This is a genomic window from Enterobacter sp. Crenshaw, from assembly GCF_024734705.1.
GTDB lineage: Bacteria > Pseudomonadota > Gammaproteobacteria > Enterobacterales > Enterobacteriaceae > Enterobacter > Enterobacter asburiae_B.
This window is the reverse complement of sequence record NZ_CP102932.1, coordinates 1764209-1782672: the sequence shown is the minus strand read 5'-3', so window position 1 is coordinate 1782672 and position 18464 is coordinate 1764209. Positions and strand designations below refer to the sequence as shown.

Sequence of the window (18464 nt, the reverse complement as noted above, 5' to 3'; positions counted from 1 at the left end):
TTGCTTCGCTGGTCTCAATCGGTTTAAACTGTTCATGCGTTAGTTTCTCCACTGAATACGACACGCCAAGACGCCCGGAGCTGCACACTCGCGGGCGTCACTTTTTTTGGCTTTGCTTACGGCTAAACAGCGCGACAATCGCGCGGATTTCTTCTTCACGAGCTGCCAGGTGACGGCGGTGATACTCGTTAATTTCGTCCGCTTCATGGGGTTCTATCACTCCGTCTTCCAGTGCTTTCTGAATAACGGTATCGACGCGTCCGCGAGCAGCTGATGTACGCATAGCACGATCAAACAAGTCGACACGGTCCAGGTCTTCCAGATGCGGTACGTCCACCAGCAGTGCACCGCGACGACGAGCGAAGTAATCAGCCAGGAGAGACGTATTTGAAATGTCTTCCATCGCTTCCAGCTCGTTCACTTCGAAGAACCGGCAGCCGTTCTTCTCGTAAAGGTTGTTATTGAACTGCGTCACTGACATGCCGAGAGCACCGGCCATAGCCTCACGGCCACCCGGGTACGCTTTGCACATCGTTTTCACTACTTCTTTCAGGCTTGGCTCTACCATGTTGTTTTTCCTTTGGTAGTTACGAAAAGCTGGTTGCTGGGTTACGGTGTTACTGCAACGTCAGGATCAACAGGTTTGTTTTTGTTAGGGAATGGTCGAACTTCCTCGGCTTCAATTTTCCCGTCTTCGTTTACCAGGATATTTACCCGGCGATTACGCTTGAGGGCTTTACTGATGGCGCTTTGGTATACCCCAAGAGCCTCAGCGGTTTTGGCCTGACCGTTTTCCAAAACATATTCAGAGAGCGGAATAATCTTCATTGGTTTTCCTCGTGGTTTGCACATAAGGAGTATCACTGTTAGTGATAAATATGTCAACACTAGCGGTGATTGGTGATTATGCCGTGCGGTGATAAATTATGAGAATGAAAAAGAAACCATTGACCGCCGAACAAATCGCCGATGCCAACAGGCTGAAAGCTATCTTTGAGTCCAAGAAAAAAGCGCTGGGGCTCTCACAGGAGACTTTGGCTGAACAAATGGGGATGGGGCAAAGTGGCGTTGCGCAGTTACTGAACGGCACAAACGCTATCAACGCTACTCATGCCGCACAGTTCGCTAAAATTCTCGGAGTAAAAGTCGATGATTTCAGCCCATCCCTTGCAGCTGAAATTTCAGCTATGTTTGAGGCGATTGCGAACGGAAGAAATCAATCCTCTGTGTATGAGTACCCGCTGTTAACCGAAGTGCAAGCGGGTTCATTTTGCCCAGTTAATTCATACACAGAACGTGACGCGAAGGAATGGGTTTCAACCACTGTTAAAGCCAGTGATTCTGCCTTTTGGCTTGAGGTATCAGGCCATTCAATGACTGCTCCTCCGGGAGTAAAGCCAAGCTTTCCTGAGGGTATGCTCATACTCATAGATCCAGAACAGGACGTTGAGCCTGGTGATTTTTGCGTAGCTGGTATATTCAACGATTCAGAGGTCACTTTTAAAAAATTTGTGCGTGAAGACGGGAAGCCCTGGCTCGAACCTCTAAACCCCAGCCCTCGCTATCAGGCCATTGAATGTAATGAGAATTGCAGGATAATAGGCAAAGTAGTTAAGGCCCAATGGCCTGAAACCATCTTCGAATAAGGAGCCAATCGGCTCCTTTTTTTTGCATCTTTTTTCATCTTACTAATCATAAAGTTAACACTAGACGTGATATTTTTATCACTACAGGTGTTGACCATTTAATTACTATTGGTGATACTCATTATGCGCCGGGGTGATGATGTTTAAGACCATCGGTAGGTTAACAGTACGGTATATGGCACATGTGCCGCAGCGGTCCGGGGATTCCTTAGACAGTATCCCGATCCAGCGGGTAGCCGGAATGTGCAAGCCAGTTGTGTACGACAGCCAGAGACGTTTCACCAGCGTGGCGATCAGGTGTGACACCTCGGAAGAGACGAGGCCATAACCAAAAGAGCGCTGGCATGCAAAAAACATCTCGCAGCCGTTGATGTACCAAAAGCCAGGATGGAACAGCAGAACGCGGTAGTGCTCTTTTTGATGTGGTAACCCGTAGTAGCTGTACCAGATGCTGTGTGTAGTCTTGGCGGTCGGCAGTTGTGAATGTCCTTAATGTCGACCGCCCATTTTCACAACTGAAAGCGCGTTCAGCGTTCAACTTGAGAGGCCGTAGTCGTTAAATCAACTCAGGAGAACGCGCTCCCAATTGTGGAGAAGCTAACTGGCGGTGGCAGCCGCCCGTTTCACTAAGTGCCCAGGTTGGGTGCTTACTAAAACGAACCCCCTTTATTTTTTGTCGCCGATTGGCGAGGGATTCGTGCAACCAAAATTCAGCGGATATTTCCACTGGAGGAACGATGAACCACCTCGAATTTATAGAGAAAAACGTGCGGGAACAGCTTATTAAGCAAGGCTTTTCCTCTTCGGTGGCTCAGGGGGGGGGCGTGGCAAGCGATTGATTTATATAAGCGCATGTCACAAGCCAGTAAGAAAGGCGCGATTTTCGATGATGTGATGAGGCATGCGAAAGCCTGGGCAGATAAACAGGTTTCAAAAGCTGAAGTTACCCGGAGAAAACGCACCTCACCCAAAGACCAAGGCGGCCTCTTCTAAGTTGTAAGGCCAAGAATTCAGCGCTGTGCAGAGCGCATATAACACGGAGAAACTATCCATGACGAACACACAGAACGTCACCGAGTTACAACCACGCATGACCAGAGAGCAGCTTATTGACGCAGCTCGTAAGGCCGCCCCTCTCCTCCCTGCCGCTTACGGCTGGATGGTTAACGAACTGGCTACACGCCTCGATGTTACCAGCGTTGCGCTGTGTGAAGCGTTAGCGCAGCGTAAGGAACTGGCTGAGCAGAACGCTACCCTGCGTGAGGAAGTTGCCAACTGGGCCAAAGAGTGCGACCGCATCGAAGAGCGCCACACCAAAACGTCTACCAACATGCACCTGCTGGAAGCTCAGCGAGAACTCCGTGAGCTGCCTCGTGTCGTCATTTCCCTGAATAACGAGGTTTCTCTCTGATGGCTAACTCATTCAAGCAAATGACCAAGGCCGGTGTAATTAAGCGCACCGATACCGGGATGTTTATCGCTCTTTCGGATATCCACGTTCGCGAAGGTTTCAACAAGCGTGAAGACGACGAGCGCACACGCCAGGCTGATGATGACCTCTTCAACTACCTGATGAACGGTGGATCAGTTCCACCGCTGGAAGTTATCGCCCGTGATGAAGGTGGCGTGTGGGTTGTTGAAGGTCACCGCCGTCGTCGCTGCTATGCACGCTGTGCTGAAGCTGGCAAGCCAGTAGACCGCATCCACATCATGCCGTTTAACGGTAACGATGTTCAGCGCCTGGCGCGCATCATGACAAGTAACAACCAGCTGCCGCTCTCAGATATGGAACAGGCAGCTGTTATTCAGGAGCTTTATAACGCTTTCAACCAGTCCACCAGCGAGATCGCAAAACTGGTCAACAAATCTGTGCCGACTGTTGAAAAACTTCTGCTACTAAGCACTGCTAACCACGACGTACAGCGGGAAGTCAAGTCCGGCACCGTGTCAGTAGATGTAGCTGTGGACCGCGTAAAAGAGTTCGGCGAAAAGGCCGGTGAGGTTCTTCAGAAGGATAGAGCTTCTGCTGCTGCCAAAGGTAAGAAGAAAGTCACCCGCAGCGTTATAGCTCCGGAAATTAGCGTTAAGAAAGCGCGTCGCCTTGTAGAGCTGATCAGCATGGCGGGTATAAGCGACACAGGAGTTATCTCTCTCGAAGGTTTGGTGCATGCAGAAGTCGTGGAAATTATCGACGAGCACAAAGCTATAGCCGCTCAGCGTCATGGAGCAACATCATGATTACCGAAAAAAATAATGTCTTTTATTGCGACTGCGGATTTTCGTTTGAGAGAGGTCGCAGTGGTGCGCACGATTGCGGGAGTGGTCTGCGCAAGAAGCTTGCTGAGTCTGAAGCCAGATGCGCGGCGCTGGCTGCGGAGAATGCGGGGCTCGCTGCGGAATTGCAGTCAGTTAAAGCCATGAATGATTGTCTGTCTGAAGAGCTTCGCGGATATGAGTCTGACGGCGCTTTTGAGGGCCCGAAAATGCACCTGCTGTGGTGGCAATGCGAAACGCCAAATCACGACGCTTTCCTGGCTGAAGTGCGGGCTAGTGAGCTTGATAGCCTGGCTGGCGTTGCTGAGACCATGCTAGTCAAGTTTGCAAACCAGGGAGCATCTGAAATCCCAGAGGCTAAAAGTTGGGAACTGGTTCGCAGGCAAGCCAGCCATCGCGCTACCCAGCTTCGCAAAGGAGTGCAGTCATGAGCAAGAAAGCTGATGTCACTGAACTCCCACCAAACATTAGTTGTGGCGTCCGTCGGCGCTGGCACGCTCAACGCGGGCAACGAAATGGTCGAGGTGGGAGATACCAGCGCCTTCCGTCACGACACAATTTAAGAAAATGGATTGCAAAGCGCTTGATTGCAGAAGTTTTAGCGGAGGCCGCCCAATGAGCAACATCGACAAACGCGCATTACGTGAAGCGGCGGAGAAGGCATTAAATGCGCGAGCACGACTGGCTTTGATGGAATCAGTATTTGACGATGATGGTGATGATGTCAAACCAGAAGCGCAGGAGGATATCAGTATATGCGTCTTATTCAATGAACTGACAAACCCCGCCACCGTGCTGGCGCTGCTGGATGAGCTGGAAGCCAAAGACCGCCGCATCGAAGAAGAGATAGGCAGAGCTAACCGCGAGCACCACCGTGGCTTCATGATGGCGTGCGGACACCTTAAAGAGCATTCAAATGTTCATTACGCCGATGCTGCCGAGATGGAGATAGCGGCCCTCCGCAATCGCATCAATGAGCTTGAATCCGCAGCCGGTAAAGGAGCGTGAAATGGCTGATACAACCGCAGAGTGGAGTTTATCGCTCGATACCGAATGCCCGCAGTGTAAACACGTTTTTGATTTGCGACCTGAGCTTTCCGAGTGCTGCTCGTCTATCCAGATTTGCGAAACAGACACCGTAGCAACCCGTGATTATGAAACAGCATGCCCGGAGTGCGGACATGAATTTACGTGCGACTTCGTGTACTGAGGGCTAACCATGAGCACTATTACCAGAGAATTCACCAAAGAGCAGTTAATTGCAAAGGCACGAGAGCAGATTGAATTTTGCCGCAACACGAAGATAACAGGCGAAGGCCGCGTCCACGTAAACCAATGTTCGGCGCTGTTTGAAATCGCACTGGCATCGCTCGAAGCGGAGGCTGTGGCGTACGTGGACCCGTTTGCCTTCAATAATTTCAGTGTTTACCGTGCTGGCGATACAGATAACAAGCGCATGGGCAGAGAGTGGATGTGGGCCAATCCGGACGAAGGGCTTATTCCTGTTTACACAGCCCCGCCTGCGCCGGTATCTGTGCATGAATCTGAGCCAGTAGCATACATCTTCAAACATCCGGCAGGTAGGCTGTTCTGGTCGCTGACTGACGAGAGCAACAAAGGGCAAAGCGACGTTATGCCGGTTTACTCCGCTCCAGTTCCGGCTTTTGTGCCTCCAGCCATTGAGCCGGATTACGAGGTCATCAAAGGCATTCTTCCGACCGCTAACCCTGATGAATATGCGTGCTGTATTGCAGCCGATATGTGGAACGCCTGCCGCGCCGCCATGCTTCAGGGTGCCGATGGCAACTCTCCGGTGGTGCCGGATGGTCTGCGCCTGGCGCTCAGCAATGCTGGGATAGCAGCTCCAGAGTCAGATGAAATGCTGGCTGCTACCTGTGAGAAGCATATTCAGGCACTGGTTACCTGGGTAAAAGAGAGAAAGCCTTTCAGCTCTCCGGTGATTCCGGATGGTTGGGTTATGGTGCCGGTTGAGCCTACGGAAGACATGATCGTTAATGGGTTCGAATCAGAGCCAGATGAGAGCTTTAGCGATGCGGAGGTCTGGGAAGCATACGACGCCATGAGCGGATGTCAGCAGGCAGCGCACCGGGCGAAGCTGTGCTGGGCAGCCATGATTGCAGCAGCGCCCAAACCGGAGGCCTAATGCCCAGCAAACTCAAACAGCGGCGCCTGCGCCGCCTTAAAGCAGACGTGAACTGGTGGCGAGAAGAGGCAGAGGATTGCCGCTACCGACTGCTGGAGCTGGCCGGGGAAATCGACAGGCTCAAGAAGTTGGTTATCCGCGTGCCGATGCCGGTTCTCATGCCGAAGGAGATGGTCCACCAGCTCTATTACACCGAAACAAAAAGATGTCGTACCTGCAATGATGGGCTTCGTGGTGGTTGCTCATCTTGCATTTTCTATAAGAGATAGCCGGGTGCAGCCGGTTAAGTGGAGAGCAACTTATGGGGCAGTTAGTAACACTACATGAGTGGGCGTCGGGTCCTAATGGGTTCAAATATCCATTAAGCAACTCAGCACTAAACAAGATAGCTAAGACCAAGCAAACTTTCCCACCAGCTTTAAAGCAAGGTCGCCGCTGGGTTATAGATGAGGACGCTCGTTTTATTGGCATGGTAAGCAATGTTGATATTTCATCATCATTATCAGACAAGGCTCGCCAGTTAGTGGAGAAAGCAATAAATGGCAGCTCGCCCCAGAAAGCATAACGTTAAAATACCTAACCTGTATTGCAAGTTGGATAAACGTACATCAAAAATCTACTGGCAATATCGCCACCCTGTCACTGGAACATTTGTTGGTTTTGGAACAGATGAAGAGGCAGCCAAAGCTGCTGCTACGGAGTTAAATCGGATAACATCTGAGCAGGAAACACGTCAATCCTTCGCTCTTATCGATATGGCCATTAAGAAGACAGATAAGAAAGAGAAAGGAATTCGAGTCGCAGACTGGATAAAAAGGTACGTAGATATTCAGATGGAAAGGATGCGTGACGGAGAAATAAAAAAACCGACCGTAAAATCCAGGAGGTTATGTGCTCAAGTTCTAGCCGACAGAGCTCCTAACGTTCGACTAAAAGATGTTGACACGAAGTTAATCGCAAAAATTATTGATGAATATAAGTCTGAAGGTAAACATCGAATGGGTCAGCTGATTAGGAGCGTGCTTAACGACGTATTTAAAGAGGCTCAACATGCTGGTGAGGTTGAACCCGGCTACAATCCTGCTTTAGCAGTTAAAAATCCGATAGCAAAGGTCAAGCGAAGCAGGCTCAGTATCGAACAATGGAAGCTAATCTATGAAAGCGCGGGAACATTGCCACCATGCGCTCAGAATTCCATGCTATTGGCTTTGGTGACGGGTCAACGGATTGGTGACATAGTGGCGATGAAGTTTAGTGATATATGGGATAATCATCTTCATATAACCCAAAGTAAAACAGGAATGAAGTTAGCTATTCCTTTAAATTTACGGTGTGATGCTATCGGCATGACGCTTGCAGAAGTAATAAGTAAGTGTCGAGACAGAGTTGTGAGCCCGTTTCTGATACACCACGTGAAACATCATGCTTACGGTAAAGCTGGTTCTCACGTTCCTGAAAAAACAATATCTAAGTATTTCAAAGAAGCGAGAGATAAAGCAAATATTGACTGGCCAAAGGATTGCATTGCCCTACCACCATTTCATGAGCAGCGTTCGCTTTCATCTAGAACCTATAAAGCACAGGGTATTGATGTCAAAACTTTGCTTGGACATAAAACTGAAGCGATGAGCACAATGTATGGAGATGATCGTGGCCTGGAATGGAACAAACTTGTGATTTAGCGAGACAGATAACTTTTAGAAAGTGCCAAATGATAAGCTGGCTTCATATGAGTTTTGGGGATTTGTTTTGGGGATAATTTGGGGAAGAAAAATTAACCTTATTAAACAATAAAATAAAAATCATCGAATTGTTCCACAAGCAATCTGCTACCAGCAACGCATAATCCAACAGCCAGCGAACCCGCTGGCTGTTTTCTTTCGACCTCGTTCATCCCGTGCTAATGTAGAACCCTGCAAAATGGATTATCACCGGGAAATCGTTATGACTGACGACGTTATTGGGGCAGGAACCCACCAGCAGCTGATTACCTTACTCACCGAGCAGGGCGCGCGGTTTCGCGTTATGGAGCATGCGGCGGTCGGGAAATGTGAAGCGGTAAGTGAAATTCGCGGGACCGATCTGCGGCAAGGCGCCAAAGCCCTGGTCTGCAAGGTGAAGGGCAACGGCGTAAAAAAACACGTTCTGGCGATCCTCGCCGCCGATCTGCAGGCCGACCTGGGCCAGCTTGCCAGCCATTTTGGCGGGCTGAAGGCCTCCCTCGCCAGCCCGGCCGAGGTCGATACCCTGACCGCCTGCGTTTTCGGCGCTATCCCGCCCTTTAGCTTCCATCCTGATTTGGCACTGGTTGCCGACCCGCTGCTGTTCGAGCGCTTTGACGAAATCGCCTTTAACGCCGGTTTACTGGAGAAATCCGTGATTATGGATACCCAGGATTACCTGCGCATCGCCCGTCCTGAGCTGGTGACCTTCCACAAAGCGTAACCGCGATGGCTGACGCCCCTGTCAGCCTTTTCTTTCCAGAAACAGCACGGAGGCGACGAGAATAATGGCAATAGCGAAAAACGATGAGGAGATGATCAGCGTTTCAACAAACATGTGATCGTTCATGATGGCGACCCCTTTTGCGATATCTGCCTTCGTTTTAATCCGCGTAAATGACAAGGTTATGACAGCAATATAATCTTTTTAAAACTGTCCTCCGCCGCGTTTGCGCGTACAGTAAGCAAGTTGATTATTTTGGCAAGGATTCCCTATGTTTGACCCTACTCTGCTCATTCTTCTGGCACTCGCCGCGCTCGGCTTTGTCAGCCATAACACCACCGTCGCCATCTCGATTCTGGTGCTGATTATTGTTCGCGTGACCCCGTTAAATACCTTCTTCCCGTGGATAGAAAAACAGGGCCTCACCATCGGGATCATCATTTTAACCATCGGGGTAATGGCGCCCATCGCCAGCGGCACGCTTCCCGCCTCAACCCTGCTGCACTCGTTTGTAAACTGGAAATCGCTGGTGGCGATCGCGGTGGGGATTTTTGTTTCGTGGCTGGGCGGGCGCGGCGTTACGCTGATGAGCAGCCAGCCCTCGCTGGTGGCGGGTCTACTGGTGGGCACCGTGCTGGGCGTGGCGCTCTTTCGCGGCGTTCCGGTGGGGCCGCTGATTGCGGCTGGCCTTGTCTCTCTGTTTATCGGGAAGTCGTAGTCAGGCTGGCCATATAACGCGCCGGCGTCTGGCCCAGTCCCTTTCTGAACATGGTGATAAACGCGGTGGTAGAGTCGTAGCCGAGTGTCTGTGCCACCTGCTGTACCGATTTCCCACCGATCAAATGCTGTAACGCCACGATCAGCTGCAGCTGGTGACGCCAGCGGCGAAAGCTTAAACCGGTCTCTTTCACTACCAGCCGCGCCAGGTTGCGTTCGCTCATGGCAAAGTGGCTCGCCCACTGCGTCAGCGTCTGCCAGGCGGCGGGCTCTTCCGCCATTTTCTCGCTCATCAGCCGAATTTTAGGATGGGGCGAGACGGGCAGCTGCAGATGCTCCTGACGCTGGAGCGGCAGCTCGTCAAACAGAACGTCTACCAGGCGCGACGTGGCCGCAAGAGAGAGTTGTTCACGCGATTTTTCCGCCAGGGATAAAATCAGCTCCCGCACCAGAGGGGAGATTTTCAGGGTGCAGCAGCGGTCGGGCAAGCTTGCCGCCCCCGGTTCAATGAACAAAAAGCAGAGCTGCGCGCCCGGGGTGGCCCTGTTGCTGTGCGGCATCTGGCCGGGGATCCAGACGGCGTACTGGGGCGGAACCATCAGCATGGCATTTTCCACTTCGCAGGTGATCGCGCCGCCGAGGGCCAGAATCAGCTGCCCCTTACGGTGATGATGCCGGGGAATATACTGTTCCTCCGCCACCACGCGGATGCGAAATGCGACGGCCGCGTCGTGCTGGCTATCGGGATCATAGCCGTCCAGTCCCAGACCAATCATCAGTTTGTCCGATTTTAGCGATAAACTGTCATTTTAGCCTGATTTAAACCGCCGGGAAAATCGGTATTGTGTGCGCTCGCTTGAACGTATGAGAACATAATGACTACTGCTATTCGCACCTCAGGAAAACACGGCGCGCTGTTGATTGCAGGCATCCTGATGATTGCCACTACGCTTCGCGTCACCTTTACCGGCGCAGCTCCGCTGCTCGACACTATTCGTCTTGATTATGGCTTAAGCACGGCGCAAACCGGTCTGCTGACTACCCTGCCCCTGCTGGCTTTCGCCCTTGTCTCGCCGCTCGCCGCAGGCGTTGCCCGACGTATCGGCATGGAGCGCAGCCTGTTTGTCGCCCTGCTGCTGATTTGCGCCGGAATTGCACTTCGCTCGCTGCCTTCCGCCGCGCTGCTTTTCATCGGAACCGCGGTCATCGGCTGCGGAATTGCGCTCGGGAACGTGCTGTTACCCGGATTAATTAAGCGTGACTTCCCGGGCCAGGTAGCCCGACTCACCGGGGCCTATTCCCTGACGATGGGCGTCTCGGCGGCGTTTGGCTCAGCGATGATTGTCCCCCTGGCGCAGGGTAGCGCAGGCTGGCATGGCGCGCTGCTGATGCTAATGACGTTTCCGCTGGTCGCGCTGCTGCTCTGGCTGCCGCAGTGGCGCCAGAAACACGTTGCGACGGTAACGGGCGCTGGCGCGCTGCATAATCGTGCCATCTGGCGCTCGGCTCTCGCCTGGCAGGTGACGCTCTTTTTGGGGATTAACTCGCTGATTTACTACGTCATCATCGGCTGGCTGCCGGCGATATTGCTCAGCCACGGCTACAGCGAAGCGCAGGCCGGCTCGGTGCACGGGCTGTTGCAGCTGGCCACGGCCGTGCCGGGGCTTGCCGTTCCGCTGATCCTCCACCGTCTGAAAGACCAGCGGGGGATCGCCGGCGCGGTGGCGCTGATGTGCGCGGTAAGCGCGGCAGGGCTATGGTTTATGCCTGACATGGCGGTGATGTGGACGCTGGTGTTTGGCTTTGGCTCCGGAGCAACGATGATCCTCGGCCTGACGTTCATCGGTCTGCGCGCCAGCTCCGCGCACCAGGCTGCAGCGCTGTCCGGCATGGCGCAGTCGATTGGCTATCTGCTCGCCGCCTGCGGCCCTCCGCTGATGGGGAAAATTCACGATAGCGCGGGAGACTGGCAAATCCCGCTTCTGGGCTGCGCTCTGGCCGCCGTGATAATGGCGCTCTGCGGCGTGCTTGCCGGGCGAGACCGGGAGATCGCGCCCCGTTAGAGACTGTGGCAGACCATCGGGTCTGCCTTTTCCTACCCGCGAGCCGCGCGCAGCATCGCCTGCACCAGCACGACCGGACGGCCTTCCAGCGCGGCACGCTCATGCTGGAATAAGGTGATCACGAAGAACGGGTGCGTGACCAGTTCTGCGGCGCGAATTTCCCCCTGTTCGTCCCAGCCCGTAACGTGCATGTCACCGCTTTCCAGCGCCTGTGCAAACGCCGGCGACACGCCATAGTTACAGTGATAGCCCTCTTCAATTTCCGGCTTGCCGTACGCTTTCGCGATCAGCGTATTTTTGCGCAGCTCAATGGCATCGGTTTTTTCCACCAGCGAGCAGGTCAGCGGCGCAATCACCATGGTGCCTTCTGTATCCGTCTCGGCATGTGCCGCATCGGCCCAGCCCAACACATTGCGGGCATACTCAATCAGCGCGTGCTGGAATCCACCGCAGGTGCCCAGGAACGGTACGCCGTTTTCACGCGCGTAGCGCGCGGCGATAAAGGCGGCCTCGGTGTTTTTATAGGGGCTGGCAGGCACCAGCCAGATGGCATCGTAGCCCACCAGATCTTCAGGGCTTGTCAGCTCCGTGGTGGCAAGCCAGTCGTAATCGGCGGTGAGGTCAAGGACTGCGGCGGCGTCGTCAATCGCCAGCGGGATCGCCTGATGCGCAATAACACTGGGATTGTAATCGCCAACCAGCGCAATGCGCAGCGTCGTTTTAACCGGGAGGTGTTCCATGAAAGGTTCCTTATGCCAGAGTATTATCAGATAACATAAGGAACCTCAGACTACCGATCTTCTGCAATTATCACAATACCTTAAATTGGGAGGGTGGAATTATGATTCAATGCAAACGCGTATACGAGCAGGCTGGTCCGGACGACGGCTATCGGGTGCTGGTAGACAAGCTGTGGCCGCGCGGGGTCAAGAAAACGGACCTCGCGTATGATGAATGGTGTAAAGCGCTCACGCCCTCGAATGAATTACGCAAGGCCTTTCATAGCGAAACCGTTGATTTCGCCGCCTTCAGCAAAGCCTATCGGGAAGAGCTGGCGCAGCATGCTGACGAGGGAATGCGTCTGGCGACGCTGGCGAACAGGCAGACCGTCACCCTGCTCTTTGCTGCCAAAGACACGAAGCAAAATCACGCCCTGGTATTAGCCGACTGGCTGCGCCATCTCTGATCAGCCGATCGCCAGCTCGTCATGCATTTGCGGCGCTTCATCGGGGGTGAGCGGCATCAGATGTTCGGCGCGGACAAAGGCAAAGCCGTGCTGATTGTCAAAGGCGTAAACATCACCTGTCACCAGCCAAAGCGCGCGATCGGCGGCAGAGGGTAATTGCGACATCACGCCGTTGACCGGGTTAACGAAACGCAGGCCGGGCTGACACAGGCCAAACAGCTCAACAGATTTACCAATATTTCGACGGCCTGACGCCGTGCGGGCACCGATGATCATCGCCATGCTGCCCGGTTTAAGCTGAAACATACTTCTCTCACGGTAACGATAGCCAGGGACTGGCTAAGAATAATCCTAAAGAGAAGTGTATCGCAGGCAATATACGTCTGTCACCTGGTGGGTTGCGGACGATCGCGACGGTAGAGCGTCCATTCATCAATCACTTCGCCCCCCGGTAGTTTGCACTCCGTGCGTACGCCCTGCGGGCTTTGAACCGGGATCTGTTCCCCGCCTTTCTCCAGGCAGTACACGGAGGCCGGGTTCGCCATACCAATAGCGTGCGGTGGTTTCGGCGCATCGGGTGGGGTTGTTTTCGCGGTGCAGGCAGCCATGGGAAGCGCCAGCGCCAGAAGCAGAAATCTCATCTCATTGATCCTTGTGACATCATGACAATCTAAGGTTAACGGGTCATCGCCCCTTTCTCCATGATTTCTCCATTTTAACTGCACTTTTCAACACTATAGTGTGGCATGTTCTCGATATGACCAGAGAACATCATTCCGTAATCAAGATGTCTTTGCCCCGGTCTCAACAACGGGGCCTTTTTTTCTCTGCTGCTGCCCTCTCCCTGCATATATTAAATTTTTTATATTCATGTTTTACTATGCCTGAAGTCTAAAAATTCAGCATAACATGCAGATGCAGACGTCTTCTGCCTGGGAGTCATTCTACGTCATGTCGGATATTATCCTTGCCCGTGTTTCAGAAACCCTCGCCACTGAACAATCCCTTGAAGGTCTCGTTCGCCAGCTGCTGGAGATGCTGGAGATTGTGACTGACATGGAGTCGACTTACCTCACCAAGGTAGATATCGAAGCCCGACTGCAGCATATCCTCTACGCCCGCAACAGCAAGCAGATGACAATTCCTGAGGGGCTGAGCGTCCCGTGGGATGAAACACTGTGCAAGCGCGCGCTGGATAGCGACACCGTATTCAGCAACGACGTTCCCGAACGCTGGCCGGAGTGCGAGGCGGCGAAAGCGCTCGGCATTACGACCTACATGAGTATTCCTGTCCATCTTGCGGATGGTTCACTCTACGGAACGCTTTGTGCCACCAGCACGGCCAGAAAGCCGCTTAGCGAGCGCGGTGAACAGGTTCTGAAGTTATTCGCCGGTCTGATTGCCCAGTCCATTCAGAAAGAGTCGCTGGTAACCCAGCTTCGCGAAGCCAACGCGGCCCTCATCGCGCACTCTTACACGGATGCCCTTACCGGTTTACCCAACCGTCGCGCCATTTTTGAAGATCTGACCACGCTGTTTTCCCTGGCGCGTCACCTTAAACGTAACACCGTCATCGCGTTCATCGATCTGGATGATTTCAAGCTGATTAACGATCGCTACGGCCACGAGGCTGGCGACCAGTTCCTGATTGAAGTGGGCAAGCGTCTGACGGAAGAAAAACAGCAGGACGATATCATTGGCCGGCTGGGCGGCGATGAGTTTCTGGTGGCGTCGTTGAGCACATCCCACAGCGAAGGAGATAACGCGCAGGTCACGCTGCTCAAAACGCGTCTCAGCGCCTGTATTGCCGGTGAATACTGGCTGGGTAGCGTCAACCTCATTTACCCCGGAGCCAGCGTCGGCGTTATCGAAGTGGACCCTCAGATAACCGATCCGGACAGCGCATTACGCGACGCAGATGTCGCGATGTATCAGGATAAGAAAGGAAAAAGCAAAACACGCTTTCTCACTATCGATTAACCCCGTACACTCTACGGCGTTACAAAAACCGAAACAGGTGATGATATGAGAATAGGGATCCTCTTCCCGGTCGTTATTTTTATAACGGCGGTGATTTTTTTAGCATGGTTTTTTGTCGGTGGTTACGCGGCGCCTGGGGCATAAATGAGAAAAACGACCCTCGTTATGCTGATCGTTGCCATCGCGGCATTTGCCGGCACGCAGCTTGGCTGGTGGTAAACGCCACTACGTAAAAAGGCCGCCATCTGGCAGCCTTTTTTAACGCTTGTAAGCCTTAGCTTTTGATTTTTCTGTAGATAAACAGAACAACCAGCGCACCAATCACCGCGACAGCGAAACTGCCGAAGTTAAAGCCATCGACTTTGCCAAAACCGAACAGCGTACTGATCCAGCCGCCGACTACCGCGCCGATAATACCCAGTATTACGGTGACGATAAACCCACCGCCATCTTTGCCCGGCATGATCCACTTCGCCAGAATACCCGCAATAAGCCCAAAGATAATCCAGGATAAAATTCCCATAACTTTCCTCTCTGTATGGTTTTTGTCATTAAATCAACGACACAAAAAAGAATAGCACAGGATTTCAGAAAGGAAATTTGTGATAGGCATCACAATGAGAGAGTGCGCAATTATTCATCAACAAAAAGGTCCAGCCGCATAAACTGTGGGGTTGCATCTTTTGTTGAGAAAGATTATCTTTCTCAACACTGAATAGTTGAGCGTAACACTCAGGTATTTAGTACGACATTGCTCACATTGCTTCCAGTATTTCTTGCCCACTCCTGAGTGGGCTTTTTTTTCTGTTCATACCCCAACAAACGCGTACCGGTTACGTCCCGCGCGTTTTGCCTGGTAGAGCGCCTGGTCAGCGGCAATAATAATATTCTGCTGGCTGCCCGCGATGTCGACCGCACGCGCGGTAGAAATCCCGACGCTTACCGTCACCCGCCCGAAGGGGCTAAAATCATGCGCGATTTGCAGGGAGAACACGTTGCGAATGATCGTCTGCGCCAGTCGAAGCGCCTCCTGAATATCCGTATCAGGCAATATCAGCGCAAACTCCTCTCCGCCGTAGCGCGCCACAATCTGATTATCACGGGTAAGGCTCTCCCTGAGACTGTTTCCCAGCAGCGTCAGACACCGGTCCCCTTCCGGATGGCCGTAGTTATCGTTGTATTTTTTGAAGTAGTCCACGTCCACAATCAGTATCGAAATTGCTGCGTCATGCGCGGCACAAGTCGCGATTTCCGAGAGGATTCTTTCATCAAAAATGCGACGGTTATACAGCCCGGTCAACGCATCCTCGGAAGCGATAATCTTCAGCGCCTTATTATCTCTGGTTTTTCTGGATAAGTCGGAATACAGGAAATATGACGCGACGATAAGTATCGCAGTGAAAACGAAAATGAGCAGCGCCAGCTGAATAGCCTGCTTGCGCCACGGTGCGAGGGCTTCATCAATGCTGACGGCCACGGTGGTCACCAGCCCGTAGCGTCGGTTTTTCTCATAGGCGTAAATGCGTTCGATTTTATCAAACCGCGAAACGGAACTGGCTATCCCGGTATTTTGTACCTTTAGGTATTTCCTGAAGAGGGGTGAATCAGAAAAAATCGTGCCGACGTAGGTATTTTTAAAGGGGTGACGGACCAGCAGCACGCCGGATTGTGTCGTTAAGCCAATGACGCCCAGATGACCAATATTAATCTGCCCGTAAAGCGCGAGAAAATTCTCAATACCCAGCGTCACCACCACGACACCGTTAAATGCCCCGGTGTGGGTTTCAAGGCGACGACTAATGGTAATGACCCATTTGCCATTGGTTCTGCTTACCACGGGCTCACCAATAAAAATCTGCTGATTTTTATTTTCCTTGTGATAGATAAAAAATGACCTGTCCGATCCTTTGCGTGGGCCTGTAAAAGTTTCATGCAGCGCGGTAAAGATATCGCCCTGAGCGTCGTAAACAACCACATTATTAATCTGGGTAAGAAGATTATCCTGATTATTTATCATCCGCTGAATATTGGTCGCCTGTTGCGGCGTCATGCCATAAATTTCGATTATGTCGGAAACGGTAGTAATTAACATTTCGCTTTGGCGCATGATCCCCTCGGTGTAGACATCAAGGGTATGGCTCAGGTTAGCAACGCTGGTATTAATTTGCTGAATTGACTGCTGTCTGGACGTGGCAATTTGGACGGCAAGCGACAGCGAGATGATCAATGAGACAATGATGACGGTAATGGTTGTTGTGTAAAAAGTATTTTTCACATGCACGAGCTTTTCCACCTTATCACGCCTGACATCCCTGGCTGACAACTCTTGTCACTGTAACAAAGCTGGGGATAAGAGGAAAATGAATTGCACTTAAGCATACAACAGAAGCTCGTCTTTATTTCGTTTTACAAACTAACGGTCTCCCTGGGTTTAGATAAAATGACCTTAATAAAATCGATATAGGAGACGGGCTTACCAAAATAATATCCCTGTAACAGGGTTATCTCATTACGGTTGAGATACTCCAGTTGCTCTTTTGTTTCTACGCCTTCAGCGACAATGCGCAATGAGAGTTTTTTCGCCAGGTCAATGACGCAGTCCAGCAAGATGGTTGAGTCCTTTTCCTCTGAAACCCGGTTCACAAAGCTTTTATCAATTTTAATATAATCAATGGCCAGCGCATTAAGGCATGACAGCCCGGAATAACCCGTACCAAAATCATCCAGGGCAATAACAAAGCCGGCGTTATGCAGCATGTTAAGGTTCTCCACGAGGTGAGGATTATCGATCAGCGGTTCACGCTCGGTCACCTCGAGAACCAGTTTGACCTCTTTACCCTGAAACCCGTTCCCGAAAACGCGACAGTCACCGATGAATGAAGGCGCATTAATATGCCTGGCGCTGATGTTCACCCCGATATGAAACCCGTCCGGTAGCTTAGGCAAAAGCGGCTTAAGCTGGGTCACCACTTTCGCCATCAATCCTTTGGTCAGCGGGATAATCAACCCGCTACGTTCGGCAATCGGAATAAAGACATCCGGCGGGATAAAGCCTGACTTTGGATGCTTCCATCTTGCCAGGACCTCAACGCCGTACAGCCCGCCAGTATCGCCGTTCACGATCGGCTGGTAATAAGGCTCGATCTCCCCCTGCAAAATCGCTTTACGCAAATCGTCTTCAAATGAGGTGCTTTTCCCTTTGTATCGACGGATCAAAATGCCTACCGCCACCGATAGCGCGAGAATAAGCAGTATCAGGCTCCATCCCTGTTGCAAAAGCCGCGTCAGGCTGAAAAAGGCAGGAGGTTGCCAGGCCAGGCTAAAGGGAAATTGCGTTGATGCCCTAAGTGACCCCGTCCAGGAGGCCGCTTTCCAGCCCCTCACATCGCCGTTGCGAACAAGCATGCTTTCGCCGACAACCAGCGCCAGATCCACGCTGTTCGATGCGCTTGCAATGACGTCCTGCAAATGCGCGTCACTGATGCTGACGATGACGCGCCCTCCCGCGATGGGCATCTGGAAGATAAGCACCGGAATGCCGTTCACCAGTCGATTGCCGGGTAACAGCATCAATTTTTCGGCAGGTAACGTCTCAGGATGAATAATCAACACGCCATTCCCGGGAAGGGAAGTACAGATGATTTTCCCCTGCAGCTCGATCATGATGGCGCGCAGATGCGGTTTTAGCGCTGCCTCTGTCCCCAGCGCCAGCTGTCCGCTACTGGTACACCCTTGAGCCGCAACGCGCTTTGCCGTGCTGGCCGCACTGACGGCTTCAGCCAGAATGTTTTCTATTTTTTGGGTGCTCGCCGTGGCGGTATGACTATTACTCAGCTTCGCCATCTGCCATAGCTGCCAGTTAATAATCAAAATGCCGCTCAGAAAAAGAAACAGAGCGCTAAGAATAGGGATCATCACGTTGCGCACGATGTTTTCCTTATTAGAAAAAACAAGCATGGATGTTCTGGTAGAAGAGCCTGTGCTAACCC

Annotated in this window: 24 protein-coding genes and 1 pseudogene; 15 read left to right on the top strand and 10 right to left on the bottom strand. The window is 52.2% G+C overall.

Annotation, left to right across the window (positions count from 1 at the left end):
* Nucleotides 1–97: 97 nt before the first annotated feature.
* Both NWV12_RS08450 and NWV12_RS08445 read right to left on the bottom strand, forming a co-directional pair.
* Nucleotides 98–568, bottom strand: a complete 471-nt coding sequence (locus NWV12_RS08450; protein WP_101744484.1) for a YmfL family putative regulatory protein — start codon at nucleotides 566–568, stop codon at nucleotides 98–100.
* Between the two features lie 41 nt (nucleotides 569–609).
* A complete protein-coding gene (locus tag NWV12_RS08445; protein WP_023337114.1) occupies nucleotides 610–828 on the bottom strand; it encodes a Cro/CI family transcriptional regulator in 219 nt (72 codons plus the stop codon).
* A 98-nt stretch (nucleotides 829–926) separates the two neighbouring features.
* Here NWV12_RS08445 and NWV12_RS08440 point away from each other — a divergent pair, with 98 nt between their 5' ends.
* From NWV12_RS08440 to NWV12_RS08395, 10 genes and pseudogenes are all read left to right on the top strand, one after another.
* Nucleotides 927–1646 carry a LexA family transcriptional regulator gene (locus NWV12_RS08440; RefSeq protein ID WP_032624446.1) on the top strand — a complete coding sequence of 240 codons (720 nt, stop codon included), beginning with the start codon at nucleotides 927–929 and terminating at the stop codon, nucleotides 1644–1646.
* Nucleotides 1647–2697: 1051 nt separating this feature from the next.
* The gene (locus NWV12_RS08435; RefSeq protein ID WP_101744481.1) at nucleotides 2698–3057 is read left to right on the top strand and encodes a hypothetical protein; all 360 of its coding nucleotides are present in this window, start codon (nucleotides 2698–2700) and stop codon (nucleotides 3055–3057) included.
* A complete protein-coding gene (locus tag NWV12_RS08430; RefSeq protein WP_101744480.1) occupies nucleotides 3057–3884 on the top strand; it encodes a chromosome partitioning protein ParB in 828 nt (275 codons plus the stop codon). The genes NWV12_RS08435 and NWV12_RS08430 overlap by 1 nt, the downstream gene beginning before the upstream one ends.
* Nucleotides 3881–4351 (top strand): hypothetical protein, encoded by a 471-nt coding sequence (locus NWV12_RS08425; RefSeq protein ID WP_101744479.1) that lies wholly within the window; start codon nucleotides 3881–3883, stop codon nucleotides 4349–4351. Before NWV12_RS08430 ends, NWV12_RS08425 begins: the two co-directional genes overlap by 4 nt.
* Nucleotides 4352–4487: 136 nt before the next feature.
* Nucleotides 4488–4919, top strand: a pseudogene (locus tag NWV12_RS08420) (ead/Ea22-like family protein); the annotation flags it as partial.
* A gap of 220 nt (nucleotides 4920–5139) precedes the next feature.
* Nucleotides 5140–6084: a hypothetical protein gene (locus NWV12_RS08415; protein ID WP_375379094.1), complete on the top strand. Its 945-nt coding sequence runs from the start codon at nucleotides 5140–5142 to the stop codon at nucleotides 6082–6084.
* Nucleotides 6084–6353 (top strand): hypothetical protein, encoded by a 270-nt coding sequence (locus NWV12_RS08410; RefSeq protein WP_101744475.1) that lies wholly within the window; start codon nucleotides 6084–6086, stop codon nucleotides 6351–6353. The genes NWV12_RS08415 and NWV12_RS08410 overlap by 1 nt, the downstream gene beginning before the upstream one ends.
* 32 nt (nucleotides 6354–6385) lie before the next feature.
* Nucleotides 6386–6649, top strand: coding sequence for an excisionase (locus NWV12_RS08405; RefSeq protein ID WP_008500733.1), 264 nt, complete (start codon nucleotides 6386–6388; stop codon nucleotides 6647–6649).
* Nucleotides 6624–7766, top strand: a complete 1143-nt coding sequence (locus NWV12_RS08400) for a phage integrase Arm DNA-binding domain-containing protein (protein ID WP_101744474.1) — start codon at nucleotides 6624–6626, stop codon at nucleotides 7764–7766. The genes NWV12_RS08405 and NWV12_RS08400 overlap by 26 nt, the downstream gene beginning before the upstream one ends.
* 262 nt (nucleotides 7767–8028) lie before the next feature.
* Nucleotides 8029–8529 (top strand): YbaK/prolyl-tRNA synthetase associated domain-containing protein, encoded by a 501-nt coding sequence (locus NWV12_RS08395; RefSeq protein WP_033145243.1) that lies wholly within the window; start codon nucleotides 8029–8031, stop codon nucleotides 8527–8529.
* Between the two features lie 21 nt (nucleotides 8530–8550).
* Here the strand turns inward: NWV12_RS08395 and yoaI are convergent, their stop codons facing one another.
* On the bottom strand, nucleotides 8551–8655 hold the full coding sequence (gene yoaI, locus NWV12_RS08390; RefSeq protein ID WP_087822389.1) for a small membrane protein YoaI: 105 nt from the start codon (nucleotides 8653–8655) through the stop codon (nucleotides 8551–8553).
* A 145-nt stretch (nucleotides 8656–8800) separates the two neighbouring features.
* Between yoaI and NWV12_RS08385 the strand changes: the two genes are divergently transcribed.
* Complete coding sequence (locus tag NWV12_RS08385) at nucleotides 8801–9247, top strand: DUF441 domain-containing protein (RefSeq protein ID WP_024908579.1); 447 nt, start codon at nucleotides 8801–8803, stop codon at nucleotides 9245–9247.
* Here the strand turns inward: NWV12_RS08385 and NWV12_RS08380 are convergent.
* Nucleotides 9231–10022 (bottom strand): helix-turn-helix transcriptional regulator, encoded by a 792-nt coding sequence (locus NWV12_RS08380; RefSeq protein WP_047061599.1) that lies wholly within the window; start codon nucleotides 10020–10022, stop codon nucleotides 9231–9233. The two genes, NWV12_RS08385 and NWV12_RS08380, sit on opposite strands and share 17 nt — an antisense overlap.
* Nucleotides 10023–10121: 99 nt before the next feature.
* Between NWV12_RS08380 and NWV12_RS08375 the strand changes: the two genes are divergently transcribed.
* Entirely contained in the window at nucleotides 10122–11309 is a 1188-nt protein-coding gene (locus tag NWV12_RS08375) for a CynX/NimT family MFS transporter (RefSeq protein WP_048979423.1), read from the top strand.
* 32 nt (nucleotides 11310–11341) lie between these two features.
* Here the strand turns inward: NWV12_RS08375 and NWV12_RS08370 are convergent, their stop codons facing one another.
* A complete protein-coding gene (locus tag NWV12_RS08370) occupies nucleotides 11342–12049 on the bottom strand; it encodes a CTP synthase (protein ID WP_033145239.1) in 708 nt (235 codons plus the stop codon).
* 101 nt (nucleotides 12050–12150) lie between these two features.
* Between NWV12_RS08370 and NWV12_RS08365 the strand changes: the two genes are divergently transcribed.
* Nucleotides 12151–12495: a DUF488 domain-containing protein gene (locus tag NWV12_RS08365; RefSeq protein ID WP_048979422.1), complete on the top strand. Its 345-nt coding sequence runs from the start codon at nucleotides 12151–12153 to the stop codon at nucleotides 12493–12495.
* Here the strand turns inward: NWV12_RS08365 and NWV12_RS08360 are convergent, their stop codons facing one another.
* Together NWV12_RS08360 and NWV12_RS08355 are read right to left on the bottom strand one after the other, a co-directional pair.
* Nucleotides 12496–12801, bottom strand: a complete 306-nt coding sequence (locus NWV12_RS08360; protein WP_048979421.1) for a periplasmic protein — start codon at nucleotides 12799–12801, stop codon at nucleotides 12496–12498.
* An 80-nt stretch (nucleotides 12802–12881) separates the two neighbouring features.
* Entirely contained in the window at nucleotides 12882–13136 is a 255-nt protein-coding gene (locus tag NWV12_RS08355; protein WP_048979419.1) for a DUF333 domain-containing protein, read from the bottom strand.
* A 310-nt stretch (nucleotides 13137–13446) separates the two neighbouring features.
* Here NWV12_RS08355 and NWV12_RS08350 point away from each other — a divergent pair, with 310 nt between their 5' ends.
* Both NWV12_RS08350 and NWV12_RS08345 read left to right on the top strand, forming a co-directional pair.
* Nucleotides 13447–14475 carry a sensor domain-containing diguanylate cyclase gene (locus NWV12_RS08350; protein WP_047061889.1) on the top strand — a complete coding sequence of 343 codons (1029 nt, stop codon included), beginning with the start codon at nucleotides 13447–13449 and terminating at the stop codon, nucleotides 14473–14475.
* 45 nt (nucleotides 14476–14520) lie between these two features.
* A complete protein-coding gene (locus NWV12_RS08345; protein ID WP_029739841.1) occupies nucleotides 14521–14619 on the top strand; it encodes a YoaK family small membrane protein in 99 nt (32 codons plus the stop codon).
* Between the two features lie 130 nt (nucleotides 14620–14749).
* Here the strand turns inward: NWV12_RS08345 and NWV12_RS08340 are convergent, their stop codons facing one another.
* From NWV12_RS08340 to NWV12_RS08330, 3 genes are all read right to left on the bottom strand, one after another.
* Entirely contained in the window at nucleotides 14750–14998 is a 249-nt protein-coding gene (locus NWV12_RS08340) for a GlsB/YeaQ/YmgE family stress response membrane protein (RefSeq protein ID WP_006174788.1), read from the bottom strand.
* Between the two features lie 285 nt (nucleotides 14999–15283).
* Nucleotides 15284–16768 carry a diguanylate cyclase gene (locus tag NWV12_RS08335; RefSeq protein ID WP_370642431.1) on the bottom strand — a complete coding sequence of 495 codons (1485 nt, stop codon included), beginning with the start codon at nucleotides 16766–16768 and terminating at the stop codon, nucleotides 15284–15286.
* A gap of 113 nt (nucleotides 16769–16881) precedes the next feature.
* Entirely contained in the window at nucleotides 16882–18402 is a 1521-nt protein-coding gene (locus NWV12_RS08330; RefSeq protein WP_080973618.1) for a cyclic diguanylate phosphodiesterase, read from the bottom strand.
* Nucleotides 18403–18464 lie beyond the last annotated feature (62 nt).

What these genes read in the sequence shown, in the direction of transcription:
- NWV12_RS08450 (WP_101744484.1), bottom strand. Translation starts at nt 568, where the DNA reads ATGGTAGAGCCAAGCCTGAAAGAAGTAGTGAAAACGATGTGCAAAGCG.
- NWV12_RS08445 (WP_023337114.1), bottom strand. Translation starts at nt 828, where the DNA reads ATGAAGATTATTCCGCTCTCTGAATATGTTTTGGAAAACGGTCAGGCC.
- NWV12_RS08440 (WP_032624446.1), top strand. Translation starts at nt 927, where the DNA reads ATGAGAATGAAAAAGAAACCATTGACCGCCGAACAAATCGCCGATGCC.
- NWV12_RS08435 (WP_101744481.1), top strand. Translation starts at nt 2,698, where the DNA reads ATGACGAACACACAGAACGTCACCGAGTTACAACCACGCATGACCAGA.
- NWV12_RS08430 (WP_101744480.1), top strand. Translation starts at nt 3,057, where the DNA reads ATGGCTAACTCATTCAAGCAAATGACCAAGGCCGGTGTAATTAAGCGC.
- NWV12_RS08425 (WP_101744479.1), top strand. Translation starts at nt 3,881, where the DNA reads ATGATTACCGAAAAAAATAATGTCTTTTATTGCGACTGCGGATTTTCG.
- NWV12_RS08415 (WP_375379094.1), top strand. Translation starts at nt 5,140, where the DNA reads ATGAGCACTATTACCAGAGAATTCACCAAAGAGCAGTTAATTGCAAAG.
- NWV12_RS08410 (WP_101744475.1), top strand. Translation starts at nt 6,084, where the DNA reads ATGCCCAGCAAACTCAAACAGCGGCGCCTGCGCCGCCTTAAAGCAGAC.
- NWV12_RS08405 (WP_008500733.1), top strand. Translation starts at nt 6,386, where the DNA reads ATGGGGCAGTTAGTAACACTACATGAGTGGGCGTCGGGTCCTAATGGG.
- NWV12_RS08400 (WP_101744474.1), top strand. Translation starts at nt 6,624, where the DNA reads ATGGCAGCTCGCCCCAGAAAGCATAACGTTAAAATACCTAACCTGTAT.
- NWV12_RS08395 (WP_033145243.1), top strand. Translation starts at nt 8,029, where the DNA reads ATGACTGACGACGTTATTGGGGCAGGAACCCACCAGCAGCTGATTACC.
- yoaI (WP_087822389.1), bottom strand. Translation starts at nt 8,655, where the DNA reads ATGAACGATCACATGTTTGTTGAAACGCTGATCATCTCCTCATCGTTT.
- NWV12_RS08385 (WP_024908579.1), top strand. Translation starts at nt 8,801, where the DNA reads ATGTTTGACCCTACTCTGCTCATTCTTCTGGCACTCGCCGCGCTCGGC.
- NWV12_RS08380 (WP_047061599.1), bottom strand. Translation starts at nt 10,022, where the DNA reads ATGATTGGTCTGGGACTGGACGGCTATGATCCCGATAGCCAGCACGAC.
- NWV12_RS08375 (WP_048979423.1), top strand. Translation starts at nt 10,122, where the DNA reads ATGACTACTGCTATTCGCACCTCAGGAAAACACGGCGCGCTGTTGATT.
- NWV12_RS08370 (WP_033145239.1), bottom strand. Translation starts at nt 12,049, where the DNA reads ATGGAACACCTCCCGGTTAAAACGACGCTGCGCATTGCGCTGGTTGGC.
- NWV12_RS08365 (WP_048979422.1), top strand. Translation starts at nt 12,151, where the DNA reads ATGATTCAATGCAAACGCGTATACGAGCAGGCTGGTCCGGACGACGGC.
- NWV12_RS08360 (WP_048979421.1), bottom strand. Translation starts at nt 12,801, where the DNA reads ATGTTTCAGCTTAAACCGGGCAGCATGGCGATGATCATCGGTGCCCGC.
- NWV12_RS08355 (WP_048979419.1), bottom strand. Translation starts at nt 13,136, where the DNA reads ATGAGATTTCTGCTTCTGGCGCTGGCGCTTCCCATGGCTGCCTGCACC.
- NWV12_RS08350 (WP_047061889.1), top strand. Translation starts at nt 13,447, where the DNA reads ATGTCGGATATTATCCTTGCCCGTGTTTCAGAAACCCTCGCCACTGAA.
- NWV12_RS08345 (WP_029739841.1), top strand. Translation starts at nt 14,521, where the DNA reads ATGAGAATAGGGATCCTCTTCCCGGTCGTTATTTTTATAACGGCGGTG.
- NWV12_RS08340 (WP_006174788.1), bottom strand. Translation starts at nt 14,998, where the DNA reads ATGGGAATTTTATCCTGGATTATCTTTGGGCTTATTGCGGGTATTCTG.